Source organism: Chryseobacterium sp. II3a (assembly GCF_057815135.1).
Genome location: NZ_JBYPZJ010000003.1, coordinates 582,853 through 598,260 on the forward strand (window position 1 = coordinate 582,853; position 15,408 = coordinate 598,260).

Annotated in this window: 13 protein-coding genes; 1 reads left to right on the forward strand and 12 read right to left on the reverse strand. The window is 35.8% G+C overall.

Translation table 11 applies throughout. The annotated features are described in order from the left end of the window. Nucleotide 1 precedes the first annotated feature (1 nt). The 5 genes from AC3HD6_RS11185 to amaB form a co-directional block, all read right to left on the reverse strand. Nucleotides 2-457 (reverse strand): transcriptional regulator, encoded by a 456-nt coding sequence (locus AC3HD6_RS11185; RefSeq protein WP_068943164.1) that lies wholly within the window; start codon nucleotides 455-457, stop codon nucleotides 2-4. A gap of 116 nt (nucleotides 458-573) precedes the next feature. Then, on the reverse strand, nucleotides 574-1,086 hold the full coding sequence (locus AC3HD6_RS11190; RefSeq protein ID WP_488896411.1) for a GNAT family N-acetyltransferase: 513 nt from the start codon (nucleotides 1,084-1,086) through the stop codon (nucleotides 574-576). 441 nt (nucleotides 1,087-1,527) lie between these two features. Beyond that, nucleotides 1,528-1,755 (reverse strand): DUF2007 domain-containing protein, encoded by a 228-nt coding sequence (locus AC3HD6_RS11195; RefSeq protein WP_488896412.1) that lies wholly within the window; start codon nucleotides 1,753-1,755, stop codon nucleotides 1,528-1,530. Between the two features lie 61 nt (nucleotides 1,756-1,816). Beyond that, complete coding sequence (gene lat, locus AC3HD6_RS11200; RefSeq protein WP_488896413.1) at nucleotides 1,817-3,142, reverse strand: L-lysine 6-transaminase; 1,326 nt, start codon at nucleotides 3,140-3,142, stop codon at nucleotides 1,817-1,819. Between the two features lie 112 nt (nucleotides 3,143-3,254). Further along, entirely contained in the window at nucleotides 3,255-4,805 is a 1,551-nt protein-coding gene (amaB, locus tag AC3HD6_RS11205; protein ID WP_045496383.1) for an L-piperidine-6-carboxylate dehydrogenase, read from the reverse strand. Between the two features lie 136 nt (nucleotides 4,806-4,941). Here amaB and AC3HD6_RS11210 point away from each other — a divergent pair, with 136 nt between their 5' ends. Next, a complete protein-coding gene (locus AC3HD6_RS11210; protein WP_045496381.1) occupies nucleotides 4,942-5,091 on the forward strand; it encodes a histidine kinase in 150 nt (49 codons plus the stop codon). A 177-nt stretch (nucleotides 5,092-5,268) separates the two neighbouring features. Here the strand turns inward: AC3HD6_RS11210 and AC3HD6_RS11215 are convergent, their stop codons facing one another. The 7 genes from AC3HD6_RS11215 to AC3HD6_RS11245 all read right to left on the reverse strand — a co-directional run bounded on the left by AC3HD6_RS11215 (nucleotide 5,269) and on the right by AC3HD6_RS11245 (nucleotide 15,223). Beyond that, complete coding sequence (locus tag AC3HD6_RS11215) at nucleotides 5,269-5,457, reverse strand: type II toxin-antitoxin system antitoxin (protein WP_068943158.1); 189 nt, start codon at nucleotides 5,455-5,457, stop codon at nucleotides 5,269-5,271. A gap of 83 nt (nucleotides 5,458-5,540) precedes the next feature. Further along, nucleotides 5,541-6,407 carry an SPFH domain-containing protein gene (locus tag AC3HD6_RS11220; protein ID WP_488896414.1) on the reverse strand — a complete coding sequence of 289 codons (867 nt, stop codon included), beginning with the start codon at nucleotides 6,405-6,407 and terminating at the stop codon, nucleotides 5,541-5,543. A 434-nt stretch (nucleotides 6,408-6,841) separates the two neighbouring features. Next, nucleotides 6,842-10,120: a cytochrome c biogenesis protein gene (locus AC3HD6_RS11225; protein ID WP_488896415.1), complete on the reverse strand. Its 3,279-nt coding sequence runs from the start codon at nucleotides 10,118-10,120 to the stop codon at nucleotides 6,842-6,844. A gap of 287 nt (nucleotides 10,121-10,407) precedes the next feature. Beyond that, on the reverse strand, nucleotides 10,408-10,989 hold the full coding sequence (locus tag AC3HD6_RS11230) for a Crp/Fnr family transcriptional regulator (protein ID WP_488896416.1): 582 nt from the start codon (nucleotides 10,987-10,989) through the stop codon (nucleotides 10,408-10,410). Between the two features lie 68 nt (nucleotides 10,990-11,057). Continuing rightward, nucleotides 11,058-11,702, reverse strand: a complete 645-nt coding sequence (locus AC3HD6_RS11235) for a cysteine hydrolase family protein (RefSeq protein WP_488896417.1) — start codon at nucleotides 11,700-11,702, stop codon at nucleotides 11,058-11,060. A 121-nt stretch (nucleotides 11,703-11,823) separates the two neighbouring features. After that, nucleotides 11,824-12,324, reverse strand: a complete 501-nt coding sequence (locus tag AC3HD6_RS11240) for a hypothetical protein (protein WP_488896418.1) — start codon at nucleotides 12,322-12,324, stop codon at nucleotides 11,824-11,826. A 31-nt stretch (nucleotides 12,325-12,355) separates the two neighbouring features. Then, the gene (locus AC3HD6_RS11245) at nucleotides 12,356-15,223 is read right to left on the reverse strand and encodes a DUF8202 domain-containing protein (RefSeq protein WP_488896419.1); all 2,868 of its coding nucleotides are present in this window, start codon (nucleotides 15,221-15,223) and stop codon (nucleotides 12,356-12,358) included. Nucleotides 15,224-15,408: the final 185 nt, after the last annotated feature.

The following is a 15,408-nucleotide window of genomic DNA, read 5'->3' on the forward strand; positions in this document are numbered from 1 at the left end:
TTTATAGTTTATTAAGAGATTCCTGAATATTTTCTATGTTTTTATTTAAGAGTGCTTTGTAAACTTCTATTCTTTCGTTGTATCCATCGTCTTTACTTTTTTTAAAATTGTTTAAATCATCTAATAGTCTTAATTCGTCCTGCATTTTCTGGACAATTTTCTCAAATCGGATCTTTTTGTATTCATCATTGATGAAAAAATACCGTTTCCGCTCATCCATCTTGTTATGATCTACGATAAGCTGAGCATTCAATAGTAATGAAATACTAGTGGAAACAGAACTTTTGCTCGCAGAGAGCACTTCAACAAACTCGTCAAAAGTAATTCCTACTTTCTCATAATCAAAAAGAAGGTAGGAATAGATTTTCGAAGCTAATGGGGGTAGGTTGAAAATGGTGCCGTAGAATTTTACGGCATCCTGAAAAATTTTTTCATCAATTTCTATACTTTGGTGCATAATATAAAAATTTGAACAAAAGTAAAAATTAGTTCAGAACCAAACGAACAAAGCTGATAGACATTATAAATACAGGGTGGTTTAAAAATTCAATGAAATTGGATTTAACTTTTTGCTTAAATTATAATCTTCTCATAAGCTTTCCTCAGTCCGTCTGCCAAAACAACTTCTCCACAATACGAATATCCTTTGCTTTCAAGAATTTTCAGCATAGCAATATTATCATAGTTCGTATCTACCTTAATGCTCTGAATTCCATTAGCTCTGGTAAATTCTTCTATATGATCGAAAAGCTTTTTAGTCATTCCCTGCCCTGCAAACTTTTCATCAATAGCTACACGGTGTACCACTACAAATTCTCCGTCACTTAGCCATGCGCCTTCAATTTTACTATAAGCTGGTTCATCATTAAGGATCAAAGCGGCGTATACCGCAATTTCCCCGTCTACTGTAAGCACATATCCGAAACCTTTCGCTATATCACTCTCTACGGTTCCAAGATTAGGATAGCCATTCTGCCACTGTGTACTTCCGTCCTGTCTTCTTCTTTCAATGGATTGCTGGATGATTCCCCAAATAATGTCTCTGTCTTCAATTTCCGATTTTCTTAGTTTGATTTCTGGATTCATGTTGTTGATTTTGATTAAAAAACATAAAGTTAAAAAGGTAAAATTCTGAACTATTTATCTCTTATTATCTTAACTAAAGTCCAATTTTTATTAACACAAAGGTTTATTTATAAGGCTTAAAATTTTAAGTAAGCAAAGGTTGCGACTTCGCCGTTGAATAAGCGCCACCTAATGAGAATCAATTTCATTGATTTTCTTCTTTACTTCTTTAAAAATATAACATAAGGCTGCTAAAACTTTTCGTCAAATTCAAATCAGACTAATACAAACTTATGTTTATATAACTTTTGGTTCTGATATAAAATAATAGTTCTTCAAGTCATCTTTTAAACATTTAATTTTTTAATAATTTAATGATTGATTTAATTAAAAAACCGAAAATTAATTAAGAATTAATTTTCGGTTCGAAGTAGTAAAATTTAAAATTATGAAATTGTTTTATTAATTTTCACTTTGTTGAAGATAAGCATCAATAATTTCAAATGCTTTCTTCTCATCTTCCAGATCCACCATTACCTTTAGCGATGTTGCTGTAGGGGTTGTGGTAAATGTCAGATAGTTGTTTTCGATGTTATTTGTAATTTGCGCGTCATCCAATTTAGACTTAACCAACTGAATTTCTGAAGGGTTATCACTTTCGTAAACTGACACTCTCGTACTTCTTTCCATATTCTAATTGTTTGAGTATCTAAATGTACAATGTTTTTTTGAAAATTACAAATCTTTGTTTTTAAATTTTATTAATATTATTCTCAATTTTATCTAATGCTAGCTGAATTTCTTCTTTAGTAACATTCAGATGTGGTCTGAAACGTAAAGACTGATCTCCACATGGAAGAATAATCAATCCATCATTGAATAATTCAGTCATCATTTTGTTTCTGTCTGCTCCGGATGGAAGATCAATGGCACACATAAGCCCTCTACCTCTTGCATTTGAAATTTTTGAAGGATATTTCTCAGCCATTGCTTTTAAGCTTTCTAATAGGAAATCTCCTACCACTCTTGCATTTTCAACAAGATTTTCTTTTTCAATAACTTCCATTACCAGTTGGAAACGAAGCATATCAATAAAGTTTCCTCCGAATGTTGAGTTAATTCTTGAACTTTCTCTGAAAACGTTATTAGGAATTTCGTCAAATTTTTCTTTGTTGGCTAACACCCCGCAAACCTGAGCTTTTTTACCGAAAGAAATGATATCCGGCTTTGCTGTAAAATGCTGGAAAGCCCACATTTTTCCTGTAATGGCAATACCTGTCTGAACTTCGTCAAATATCAGTAAGATTTCATTGTCATCACAGATTTTTCTTAATCCTAACAAAAATTCATCTCTGAAATGGTTGTCACCACCTTCTGCCTGGATAGGCTCAATGATGATACAAGCTACTTTATCAGGATTCATCAGAATTGCTTCTTCAATCTGAACTAAAGCTAATTGCTCGTTTTTGATTGTTTCTGCCAGATTCTCTTCTGTAATTGGGAATGATAATTTCGGGTTTAAGATTCTTGGCCACTTAAACATTGGGAAATATTGATATTTCCTAGGATCTGAAGTGTTTGTTAAACTTAAAGTATAACCACTTCTACCATGGAAAGCCTGTTTGAAATGAATGCAAATTCCAGCTTCGGTATCAAGACCTTTTTCAAAGTTTTTACGTGTTTTCCAGTCAAAGCAAGCCTTCAATGCATTTTCAACACCCAAAGTTCCCCCTTCGATAAAGAAAGCATATTGTAATTCTTCAGGAATCACTACTCTTTCAAATACTTCTAAAAAGTGAGCATATTCTTCTGAATAAACGTCTGCCAATGTTGGTTTGTTGACAGCCATTTTTCCCAACCATTCTGATCTTTCTACAAGATACGGGTGGTTGTACCCGATGGAAGCTGATGCAAACATAGAGAACATATCCAGGTACTCTCTGTCTGTAAGTTTATCATAAAGCCATGATCCATGTGATTTTTCAATATCCATCACGAAATCGAAACCGTCTGCCAACACATGTTTTCCAACTGTTTCCTTAACTTTATTTGCTTGTATATCTAATGTGTGTTCCATAATAAATTGTTGTGTGATTTAATAAGTGAATGAAAAAAGATCAAAAGGCTGAGCATTAATCATTCAGGTTATTAAGTTTTTTATAGTTTTTTGGTCGCTTGAAGTAAAGCTTTTATAAATCAAATTTAATTCCTTGTGCTAAAGGAAGTTGTGCAGTGTAATTTATAGTATTGGTTTGTCTTCTCATATAATATTTCCAGGCATCTGACCCAGACTCTCTTCCTCCTCCGGTTTCTTTTTCACCTCCGAAAGCTCCTCCGATCTCAGCACCTGAAGTACCAATATTAACGTTCGCAATACCACAATCTGAACCTGCATGAGAAAGGAATAATTCTGCTTCTCTTAGGTTTTGGGTCATGATAGCAGACGATAATCCTTGTGGAACATCATTCTGAATAGCGATCGCCTCTTCTAATGTTTTGTATTTGATTAAATATAAAATTGGCGCAAACGTTTCATGCTGAACAATCTCATAAGAGTTCTTCACTTCAGCAACGCAAGGCTTAACATAGCATCCGGATTCGTAATCTTTTCCAGATAAAACGCCGCCTTCAACAACAAACTTCCCACCTTCTTTTTTACATTTTTTGATAGATTCCTGATATTGATTGACAGCATCAACGTCAATTAGTGGTCCAACATGATTGGTTTCATCCAATGGATTTCCGATCTTCAATTGTCCGTAAGCTTTTACCAATCTTGTTTTTACTTCATCATATACATCTTCGTGGATAATCAGTCTTCTTGTAGAAGTACATCTTTGTCCTGCAGTTCCTACCGCTCCGAATACCGCTCCGATGATAGACATGTTAAGATCCGCTTCTTTAGTAATGATAATCGCATTGTTACCTCCTAATTCAAGGATAGATTTCCCGAATCTTTCTGCTACTTTAGAAGAAACCATTCTTCCTACTCTTGTAGAACCAGTGAAAGATACTAATGCTACTCTCTTATCGTCTACTAATTTCTGCCCGATTTCGTGGTCTGCTACCAATACACTTGAAATTCCTTCTGAAAGGTTGTTCTCTTTCAACACTTCATTCATAATATTCTGACATGCAATAGCACAAAGTGGAGTTTTTTCTGATGGCTTCCAGATGGTAACGTTACCACAGATCCAAGCTAAAGCCGTATTCCAAGACCATACTGCTACCGGGAAGTTGAATGCAGTGATGATTCCCACTACCCCAAGCGGATGATATTGCTCGTACATTCTGTGACCAGGTCTTTCCGAATGCATGGTATATCCCTGAAGCTGTCTTGAAAGTCCTACGGCAAAATCACAGATATCAATCATTTCCTGTACTTCTCCAAGTCCTTCCTGCAAAGATTTACCCATTTCGTAAGAAACAAGTTTTCCAAGATCATCTTTATATTCTCTTAACTTTAAACCAAGCTGTCTTACGATCTCTCCTCTCTTAGGAGCCGGGATCAGCCTGAATTCCTGAAATGCCTTTTGAGCCGTTTCAATTACTTTGTCATAATCACTTTCTCCGGAAGTCTTTACTTTTGCAATTAATTTCCCGTCTGCAGGAGATACGCTTTCAATCGTTTTTCCTGAAGCGAAATATTTACCGCCCACTGAAGTCCCTTTATTCTCTTCTTTAATACCAAGGTTTTTGAGTGTTTTTTCGATTCCGAAATCCTTTACTTTTTTTGACATAAAATCTTACTTTTCGTTCTCTCTAAAGATAAAAATATTATGCGAACCTCAAAACTTTAATTTTTTAATCTGTTATTTATTTGGACTAATTATAAACATGCTTATCTTTGTAGCGTAATCTTTTTGATAATCACCAATGGAAAATTCACAAGAAAATAACTCAAAGTTTAAAAAGTGGTTCAAGCGTGTGGGATGGGCAGGGTTTGCTTTCTTTACCATTAAAGGCTTGATTTGGCTCGTAATCTTCTACTTTGGAGCAGATACGCTTCAGAGTTGTATAAAATAAAAAAGCAGAGAAAATTTTCTCTGCTTTCTTTTTAAGGTTAAGGTTAATTAAATGTTTTATTGACAAACAAAGTGCCTTAAAATAATATTTTTTTCATCTATCAGGCCTGTTTACACTCTTTTTATTGGCTTGAAAATGGTTTGAAAAGTCTTTCTATTCTCCATTTTTATCTACCAGCTACTCTTTTTTCTTTCTTCCTGAGTTAACAAGACTCTGATGAAGCAAATATTCAATCTGACCATTTACACTTCTGAATTCATCATTGGCCCATTTCTCTAGGAGTTTATAGGTAGACTCATCTATCCTTAAGACAAAGGATTTTTTGCCTTTGTTTTCCGAAGTGTTCTGAGCTTTTTCTGATTTCATTTATTCTTGTTTTTGATGCAAGATGCATTGGATTATTTGCAGATTTACAGCTTTGGTGAATCTGAAATTCTTGATTATTTTAATTAATTATACAGCGTTCCTGCATTCAGTATGGGGGTTGCCGCTTTTTCACCACAAAGTACCACCATTAGGTTGCTTACCATTGCTGCTTTTCTTTCATCGTCAAGCTCAACGATATTCTCTTCAGAAAGTTTTTTCAGGGCAAGATCTACCATCCCTACTGCTCCTTCAACAATTTTTGTTCTGGCTGCCACAATCGCTGTAGCCTGCTGTCTCTGAAGCATCGCTCCGGCAATTTCAGAAGCATACGCTAAGTGGGAAATTCTTGCTTCCTGAATTACGATTCCTGCTTTTGAAAGACGGTCTGTAAGTTCCTGTTCCAAAATAGCATTAATCTTATCTCCGCCCTCTCTTAATGTGATAGGAGCATGATCATCTTCAAGATTATCATAAGGGAAACTCATTGCCAAATGACGCACTGCCGCTTCACTTTGCATTCTTACAAAGTCTGAATAGCGCTCAACATCAAAAGCAGCTTTATACGTATCTCCTACTTTCCATACAATGACCACTGCAATTTCAATAGGATTTCCCATTTTATCATTTACTTTCAGCGTCTGTCCCTGTAGATTTTCTGAACGTAATGACATTTTCTGAGAGGAGTACAGAGGATTGATAAAGAAGAGTCCATTATCTTTTACTGTTCCTACATACTTTCCAAAGAAGTTCAATACTCTTGAGTGGTTAGGCTGGATAATCATCAGTCCTTTTAAGAAAAAGCAGGCCAGCAGGAAGCAAAGCATTGCAATAACAACAAACGTAATACTTTGATCTACTCCGCTAATAAAGAAGTAAGCTGCAGCAACAAAAAGTATCAGACAGATCACTAATGTAAGATAACCCGACATAGGTTTTAATGTTTTTTCCATGATTGAATTTTTAATTTGATATTATTTTGATATCATAAAGGTAGCAGTAATTTTTGGATTCTGAATGATAAATTTTGATTTTTTTAATGGTTGCGGGTATGTGGTTGGGATTTATGTAGGATTATTCGTTTTTTAATGTTCTACTGTAATCCCAGTATAAAAGCAAAGGATTTTACTATTTTTATAATGTAAAGGAGCGCAAAGGCGTTTCATTCAGCTAAGATATTCTTCGCTAAACGAAGTGCCGCTGCGAACATAAAATTTAAAACGTACTTTATCATTTTCCTTGCGAACCTGGCGTTAAAAAACAAACTCAGAAATATGCCTCTGTATTATTTCATTATTGACTTTATATGTATACATAAACTTTCACTTTAGGCAAAAAAAATCCCGGAAAGTGAATTCCGGGATTTTGAGTTGTATGTTCTAAAAGATTATTTCTTCGTTAAAGCTTTAAACTTGAAATAAGATAAAGCAGCCAAAGTTATCATTGTAGCGATTCCGATGTATACCCAAGCTGGTACTGGTACCGGATCTCCTGCTGCGTAAGAGTGAAGTCCGCTCAGGTAGTAATTTACCCCAAAGTAAGTCATTACCATTGAACAGAAAGCAAACATGGTTGCTACATGGAATGCCCATCTGCTTCTTAATCCAGGAACCAATCTCATGTGTAGTACGAAAGCGTACACCATAATGGAAATGAAAGCCCAAGTTTCTTTCGGGTCCCAGCTCCAGTATCTACCCCAAGATTCATTAGCCCAGATTCCTCCAAGGAAGTTTCCAACTGTTAAAGCAAAAAGACCAATTGTTAATGACATTTCAGAAACAATTACCAGTTCTTTCAAGGTTGTATCGTGGTGAATTTTATAAGTTTCTTTGCTTGAAATAATATAGAACACCAAAGATAGCACCGCAATAATCATGGACAGGGCAAAGAAACCATAACTAGATACAATAATAGCCACGTGAACGATCAACCAGTAAGATTTCAATACCGGAACCAGCGGTGTGATCTGTGGATCAAGTGCTGAACCTCCGTGCGCAAATCCCATCATAATTACCGCTACCATGAATCCTGATGCAGGAATCAAAGCATTTGCATTTCTATACAATGCAAAACCTGCTGAAATACCTACCCATGAGATGAAAATAATAGCTTCATATCCATTACTCCAAGGCGCATGTCCTGAAATATACCATCTTGCTATAAGCCCCAGGAAATGGAATACATATCCTACAGCCCCAATAGCAATAATTGTTTTAATGACTTTGTTTAAAGTTTTATTAGGCTTGAACAGCTCAACAAAACCTAAAATTAAAAGAAGACCTCCAATAATGGTATAAAAAATCAATAATTTGAAGTTGATATTCACATTGTTCATGAATACTTCAAGATCTACTTTAGACTGATCTGGAATTACGGCTTTCCCCCATTTTTTCTGATAGTCTGAAAGTTTTACCAATTCAGAGTCTGCTTTGCTCCAGTTTCCTGATCTCTGCGCTCCGATAACTTCTGAAAAATAAGGGCCCATTACCTGCTGAGACTCCATGTCCGGTTCAAATTTCTGATCCAGCCAAGAGTGCCAAGTATGGTTTGCATCATTTTTCACAGGAACAATTCTTAAGAACTGACCACTGAAAAATTCATTGAAAATCTGAACTCTTTCATTAAGTTTAATTACCTGCTTGTCGTATTCAGACTGGTCTCCCGGTTTTTTGGCGAAAGCTGTGTTATAGTCTTTTTCCAGAATATAAGTTAACATTCCTGTTCTCTTATCTACCGGGAATAAATTCAGTAAAGAAGTATAGCCTTCTTCATTGGCTTTTGTTTTTTCAAGAAGTGCTTTTCCTCCTTTTTCATCAACTTTGATTAAAGGAACTGATGTCCAGCTTTCTGTATCTGTATTGATTGAAAGGAACCATTGGTTAGCATCCAGAGATTTTCCGTCTGTTCCTTTGAAGCTGTCATGCTTGTAAAGTTTTCTTAAAACTTCTAAAGCTTGCGTATTCATTGGAATGATTCGTCCTTCAAAGTTCTGAACCAAAAGGTAACCGAATTTCTCTGCGTGCTCTTTGCTGATCTTATTTCTCGAAATAATTTCATCAGCTGAAATGGTTCTCATTTTCCCCATTGGAGAGGCTAATGAGTTTTGTTTTATTTCGCTATCCTGGCTCGTTGTTTTAGCTTCAGGAACCGGTGCTGCGTGTGTATGCCCGTCACCTTCTACATGTACATGATCTCTGCTTCCGTCAGTAGTTCCATGTGTTTCAATTTTCTGAGCATTTAACCCTAAGCTTAAGAATAATAAAAGTACTGCTGCAGCTTTCTTTTTATTAACGTCTTTCAGCATTTTATTTAATTTCCAGAAGTGGGTTCCTTTCCAGAAGAAGATCACAAACATTCCTAAGAATAAAAGACCGTATCCGATATAAGAAATTAAAGTTCCCCAGTAATCGTGGTTTACAGATAATACAGTTCCCATTCTGTCCGGATCAAAACTTGACTGGAAAAAACGGTAACCTTTATAGTTTAGAACATGGTTCATATAGATTTTATAAGGAGTTTCTTTTCCTTCATCAACAATTTTCACGTGACTTTCGTAAGCACTTGGAGAATTACTTCCCGGGTACGTTTCCATCACGAAATCATCTAATTTCAATGCGAAAGGAGTGTTATAAACTTTAGGCCCGAATCCAACCATAATGTTTAACCCGTCCATCGTAATTTGCTTGTAAGCATTTGGATTTCCTTTTTCAACGGAAAGATCAACCAGTTGTTTTGTTTTTGGCCCTTGCAATTCAATCTGAAGCATATCCGGAACGGCAGCATCTTTCTTTCTGTCCCCTTCAATAGCCATTAGTTTTCCTTTTTTAAGACCTTCAGGTACTACAAGCTTTAGCTCATTGATGCTGTATAAACTTCTCAATGCTAAAGGCTGGAATTCATCTTTTACAGTATTTCCGGTAGCCTGTGTTGCCATGGTCATGTAACTTGCGTCTACTGGAGTTTTGATGAATAATTTACCCCCTTCATTTTTGAATTCAACAGCTCCATCAATGGCTCTGTTGAAAGTTACCAAAGTTCCGTTAATGGATTTTGTATCTCCTGCTTTGATATAAATATTTTGTCTTCCTGTTGTTCCTGTAGAAACTAAGTGAAGGTATTCAGTTCCGTTAGGATCAGCCAGTAAACTGTCTTTTTTTCTCTGAATATATTCTTTTGCGAAGATCTTTACTTCTTTTCCGTGGAAATCGTAAGTAGCATTAAGATCTTTGTGAAGTGGAGACATCAGGTAAGGAATATCCTGGTAGTTTAGGACATCTCCTTTTTCCTCGATCTGGATTTTAAGAAAGTTTTTATCCGTTACGATTTCATTGGATGTTTCCCCTTCTCTGATGTGCATGGTCCCTTCAAAACTGATGTATCTTGTGATGGCACCACCAATAAAAATGAATACAAAGGCAAGGTGAAAAACCAAAACCGGCCATTTATCCTTTTTCCACAGTCTGTATCTTCCGATATTGCCTATGAAGTTAACGATAAGCAGCACCATAATGAGTTCAAACCATTTCGCCTCATAAATTAATGCTTTTGCTGTAGGAGTTCCGTAGTCGTTTTCTAAGAACGTTGCATAGGCCATTGCGAATGCATAAACCAGTAACAATACAGCCATTGTCCTGGTTGAGATAATAATATCTTGGAGCTTCTTCATGTTGATATGTACTTGACATGCAAAAATAAGGATGATAAACCATAAAGAGCTGAAAAAAAGCTGTTTTTTGTCATTTTGAGCCCCATTAGTCTTATTTTGAACCATTCTTAATAATATTAAAATTATTAAGAAAAAATCAATTTCTAACCCCGAAGGAATAAGGATTTATAATACCTATACTAGAGATTGAAAACTTCTATTTCATAGTATTACTTTTTATTTCAAAATAGAAAAATATGTTCAAATATTTACCAACAGTTTTCACCTAAAAACAATCAGTTACTCATTTATTTTTTCAGAGATATTTTTTTCCTGATTTTGCTTAAAAACTCATGGGTAATTCCAAGATAGGATGCCACCTGTTGCTGGGTAAGCTTCTGCTCAAGACCAGGATATTTATCAAGAAATTCAAGATATCTTTTATCTGCCGTTTTCCCTGTTAAAGAAAGAATTCGTCTCTGCAATGCCACTGATGACCGCTGATTCATGATCCTGAAAAGCTTTTCAGCCTGAGGCATTGTTTCATAAAGGTGTTCCTTATCTTTTTTTGAGATCATTAGTACCTTACTATCCATAAGGGCTTCAATATTTAAAATACTTGGAACATCATTAATAAGGCTGTCAATATCTGTAATCCACCATCCTTCTACTGCAAAATAGAGGGTCTGCTCAAATCCACTTTCATTCAGGTAATAGATTTTGAAACATCCATTCAGAACAAAACCTTCAAAAAGACAATATTCCCCTTCCTTCATAACTATCTCTTTCTTTTTAAAACTTTTTAATTGGAAAGGCCCGGCAAATTGACTGAATTCGCCCTCAGAAAGATCAATATAACGACTGATATTGTCATAAAGCTGTTTGAACATAATATAATTTAACAAAAATAAAGATACCATATTCCTGATATCTTTATTCATTAATGAATTGGTGAACTTTATTTTCCTTTAAAAAAATTCTCTGTATTGATAATATTTGCATAAAGGCCGTCCAGTGCAGATATTCCCGCAAGGAAAGACTGCTGAACTTCTGAGGCTTTTATGGTATAGCCATTAAGTTCCCGATCTCTTGTTGCTGTAGCATCTCCAATAATCGTGTTCTTAAAACCAAAATCAAAAGCGGCTCTTGTTGTAGATTCTACACAGACATCTGTCATCATTCCTGTAATAATAAGGTTTTTAATGTTTTTTGATTGCAGATATTTTAAAAGATCTGTTTCTCTGAAACTGTTAGGAAAATGTTTTTCAATGATCATCTCATTAGCTAAAGGGAAAACCAAAGGATGTATTTCTGCTCCTGAAGTTTCTGGCAAAAAGAAAGAAGCTCCCTCATTGGTTGAAATATGGCGGATATGGATTACAGGAAGATTATTTTTCCTGAAATATCCTAAAACCTGTTGAGCGTTTCTACCTGCCTGTTCAGCTCCTTCTAATGTCATTTTTCCTCCGGGAAAGTAATCATTCTGTACGTCGATAATTAATAATGCAGTATTTTCCATTTTTCTTTTTTGTTGTGCGTTCATTGATAGTAGTGATAGTAAAACCAGACAAAAGATTAACGTCCTTTTCAATATATTTTTCATTGATTCTATTTTATGGCGCAAAATTATCACATCTTAAATACCTATCCTTTGAACTAGTTCAAAAACATATAAAGATTGAAAAATAAAAAACCGAAGGGTATTCCTTCGGTCTTACATTCTTTTATTTCCAATAACTCCATTTCAATCCATCAAATACAGCCATTGTTTTACTCACCGTATCATAACAGATCATTCCTGGATATGGACTTTTGACAACGGTATGAGGGGCCGCTACTTTAGGTAAAATAAGTGCCTTTTTTGAGGACTCCAATACCAAAACTCCCGGAGCAGTTGTAGTACTCGCCCCCATGATAATTCTATTTTGTCCTGGAATTTCTTCATTGGTATTAAAAACAGCACTCGTAATAGAACCTTCATCACTTAAAAACACCCAGGAAGATTCCACATTCATTTTTATTGTTTTATCATTTTTATCCATTACAAGAGTTCCCGCAACAGCATTGGTAGGAAGCGTTTCTACAATGGGTAATAAAATACCTTTTGTTGTGTTAGCAGCAAAATCCAAAAGACCATCTCCATCTACCTGAGGTTTCTCAATGGCAATCTGTGCTGAGATCATCCCTGTATAAAACAGCATTATTATTAGAATATTTTTTTTCATTTTGTTTTTTTAAAAATCATTATTGAAAATCCTAGTCATTACAAGATCTGGTAATACATTTCCATACAGTACCATTATACAATTTAAAGCACTTGTCTGTAGTATCATAGATCAACATTCCTTCCACCGGTATTGCAATATTTGCTGAAGTAGTTCTGGTGATTACCATTCCTTTGTTTTTAGATTCAAGAGCGATAAATCCGTTAGGAATATTTCCGGGCCATCCGTTTTGAATACTCGTTTGTCCAGTGATTCCTATTTTAGTAAATCCTGTAGGCGTTCCTGTTGCTGGATCTTTGGTACAATAACTATTATTATCTCCCATTGCAAATGTGAAATACTCACCTTTAACAGAAAAATCTATAGTATTGGGTGTACGTACATAGCTTATTCCACCTACCGTTGTTACACTCATTGGGATCCACGTATCTGAAGAATCAAAAACTTCATCTACAGATCTTACCATATATATAGTGTTAGCAGGTACAGCATTCGGAAGTGCAACTGTTACATTTTGGTTAAATTCAGAAGTACGTTGTATTTTCCAAATCGCATTCATTCTTTTAGTTGCAATAATCCCTGACGGCGCTGTAATTCTTGTTCCGTAAGCTCTGCTTTGTCCATTATCTCCCCAGGTTAAAAATTGTAAATTGACCATATTTGTACTGTTTGCAATATTATCATTTGTTATAAAGTCTCCCGCTGAAATAACAACCTGTTGACCACTGTTTACAGAATTAGCTTGTTTCTGGTTCAATGCAGAGGCAATATCTCTTCCTATCCCTGCCACATTATTGTGATAACCAGAATTGACAGTAGTACCATTCCATATGGCAATTCCATCACTTCTTCTGTAATCATACAGCCCATTATTGTCTTTAAGCGTTATTCCGTATTTAATACCGAGATACGTATTCACTTTTTCCAGATCAGTTCCAATAAGTTTTTTTGAGTATCCAAAGTTCTCTGAAATATCTCCTCTCCAAGGCTCAACATTCCCATTCGGGTTTTGATTTCCCACTGTATAAAAACCATTCCCAAGGCCGCTCGCATTTGCATTACCGTTTGCCCAATACCCATTTACTTCAAAAGAAGATCTTTGCTGATAAGTAAAGTGTATCGTTGCTATCTGTATGGTGTTAACACTGGGTTGCAACGCAGGATCATTTGTATTTCCTGCATTATTAAAATATCCGTTATTCCAGAAAGTCCATTTTCTGTCAAGGGTTAAATTACTCCCATTATCTTTCATATCCCATACAGTCTGCCAATTACCATCTATTACTTTAGGTCTGGCCACAGCATAAAAAGAGCCCTGAGTTTGTCCAGCTACATAAGGAGTAGGCAAAACATTTTGACTTCTGAATAATATGCTGTAATTAGTACCCTGAGAAAATCCCACTGAAGGATTAAAGTTACGCTGAGGGGCAGAAGTGTTAGACAGTACCGGAGTCGGATGAGATTGCGACTGGACCAAAGGCACTCCTTTTAATGAAGAATCATCCCATTGAGCACCGGAGAATCCCTGATCTGCTTTATACCAAAATTCTAAATTTTCACTAACACCACCAGGAGAAGCTTCTGCCATTGCAAACGTAAAATACTCACCTTTAACAGAAAAGTCTATAGTATTAGGTGTACGTACATAGCTTATTCCACCTACCGTTGTTACACTCATTGGGATCCACGTATCTGAAGAATCAAAAACTTCATCTACAGATCTTACCATATATATAGTGTTAGCAGGTACAGCATTCGGAAGTGCAACCGTTACATTTTGATTAAATTCAGAAGTACGTTGAATTTTCCAAATTGCGTTCATTCTTTTGTTGGCTATAATCCCTGACGGAGCCGTAATTCTTGTTCCATAAGATCTGCTTTGTCCATTATCTCCCCAGGTTAGAAACTGTAAATTAGGAATACTTCCCCCATTAGCCGCATTGTCATTTGTTACAAAATCATTTACTGAAATAACTACCTGCTGACCATCGTTTACAGAATTAGCTTGTTTCTGGTTTAATGCAGAAGCATTATCTCTTCCTACCCCTGCCACATTGTTGTGATAAGCAGAATTGACAGTAGCACCACTCCATATGGCAGTTCCATCACTTCTTCTGTAATCATACAGCCCATTATTGTCTTTAAGCGTGATTCCGTATTTAATAGCGAGATATGTATTTACTTTTTCCAGATCAGTGCCAGTGAGTTTTTTTGAGTATCCAAAGTTCTCTGAAATATCTCCTCTCCATGGCTCAACATTCCCATTCGGGTTTTGATTTCCCACTGTATAAAAACCATTCCCAAGGCCGCTCGCATTTGCATTACCGTTTGCCCAATACCCATTTACTTCAAAAGAAGATTTTTGCTGATAAGCAAAGTGTATCGTTGCTATCTGTATGGTGTTAACATTGGGTTGCAACGCAGGATCATTTGTATTTCCTGCATTATTAAAATATCCGTTATTCCAGAAAGTCCATTTTCTGTCAAGGGTTAAATTACTCCCATTATCTTTCATATCCCATACAGTCTGCCAATTACCATCTATTACTTTAGGTCTGGCCACAGCATAAAAAGAACCCTGGGTTTGTCCGGCCACATAAGGGGTAGGCAAAACATTTTGATTTCTGAATAATATACTGTAACTAGAAACCTGGGAAAATCCCACTGAAGGATTAAAGTTACGCTGCGGGGCTGAAGTGGTAGACAGTACCGGAGTCGGATGAGATTGCGACTGGACCAAAGGCACTCCTTTCAATGAAGAATCATCCCATCGGGAACCGGAGAACCCCTGATCTGCTTTGTACCAAAATTCTAGGTTTTGGCTAACACCACCTGGGGCTACCTGACCCCAAGCAATAATATTTAATAACATTGGGGCTAAAAAAAATAGCTTTTTCATTTGTTGATTTTTTTCAATTGTTGTGTTTATTTTGATAATTATTATATGATCAAGTAGGGATTAGAACATATAACCAATAAGATACCTCTGTACTCCAATAAAGAAGTACAATTAATCACAAAAAGTATAGGTAAATATCAAGTCTATTAAAACCTAATTTCCTTTTTGTTCTAATTTTCAGTCTT

Excerpts from the sequence above, each read along its gene's own strand:
- AC3HD6_RS11185 (WP_068943164.1), bottom strand. The coding sequence starts at position 457 with ATGCACCAAAGTATAGAAATTGATGAAAAAATTTTTCAGGATGCCGTA.
- AC3HD6_RS11190 (WP_488896411.1), bottom strand. The coding sequence starts at position 1,086 with ATGAATCCAGAAATCAAACTAAGAAAATCGGAAATTGAAGACAGAGAC.
- AC3HD6_RS11195 (WP_488896412.1), bottom strand. The coding sequence starts at position 1,755 with ATGGAAAGAAGTACGAGAGTGTCAGTTTACGAAAGTGATAACCCTTCA.
- lat (WP_488896413.1), bottom strand. The coding sequence starts at position 3,142 with ATGGAACACACATTAGATATACAAGCAAATAAAGTTAAGGAAACAGTT.
- amaB (WP_045496383.1), bottom strand. The coding sequence starts at position 4,805 with ATGTCAAAAAAAGTAAAGGATTTCGGAATCGAAAAAACACTCAAAAAC.
- AC3HD6_RS11210 (WP_045496381.1), top strand. The coding sequence starts at position 4,942 with ATGGAAAATTCACAAGAAAATAACTCAAAGTTTAAAAAGTGGTTCAAG.
- AC3HD6_RS11215 (WP_068943158.1), bottom strand. The coding sequence starts at position 5,457 with ATGAAATCAGAAAAAGCTCAGAACACTTCGGAAAACAAAGGCAAAAAA.
- AC3HD6_RS11220 (WP_488896414.1), bottom strand. The coding sequence starts at position 6,407 with ATGGAAAAAACATTAAAACCTATGTCGGGTTATCTTACATTAGTGATC.
- AC3HD6_RS11225 (WP_488896415.1), bottom strand. The coding sequence starts at position 10,120 with ATGAAGAAGCTCCAAGATATTATTATCTCAACCAGGACAATGGCTGTA.
- AC3HD6_RS11230 (WP_488896416.1), bottom strand. The coding sequence starts at position 10,989 with ATGTTCAAACAGCTTTATGACAATATCAGTCGTTATATTGATCTTTCT.
- AC3HD6_RS11235 (WP_488896417.1), bottom strand. The coding sequence starts at position 11,702 with ATGAAAAATATATTGAAAAGGACGTTAATCTTTTGTCTGGTTTTACTA.
- AC3HD6_RS11240 (WP_488896418.1), bottom strand. The coding sequence starts at position 12,324 with ATGAAAAAAAATATTCTAATAATAATGCTGTTTTATACAGGGATGATC.
- AC3HD6_RS11245 (WP_488896419.1), bottom strand. The coding sequence starts at position 15,223 with ATGAAAAAGCTATTTTTTTTAGCCCCAATGTTATTAAATATTATTGCT.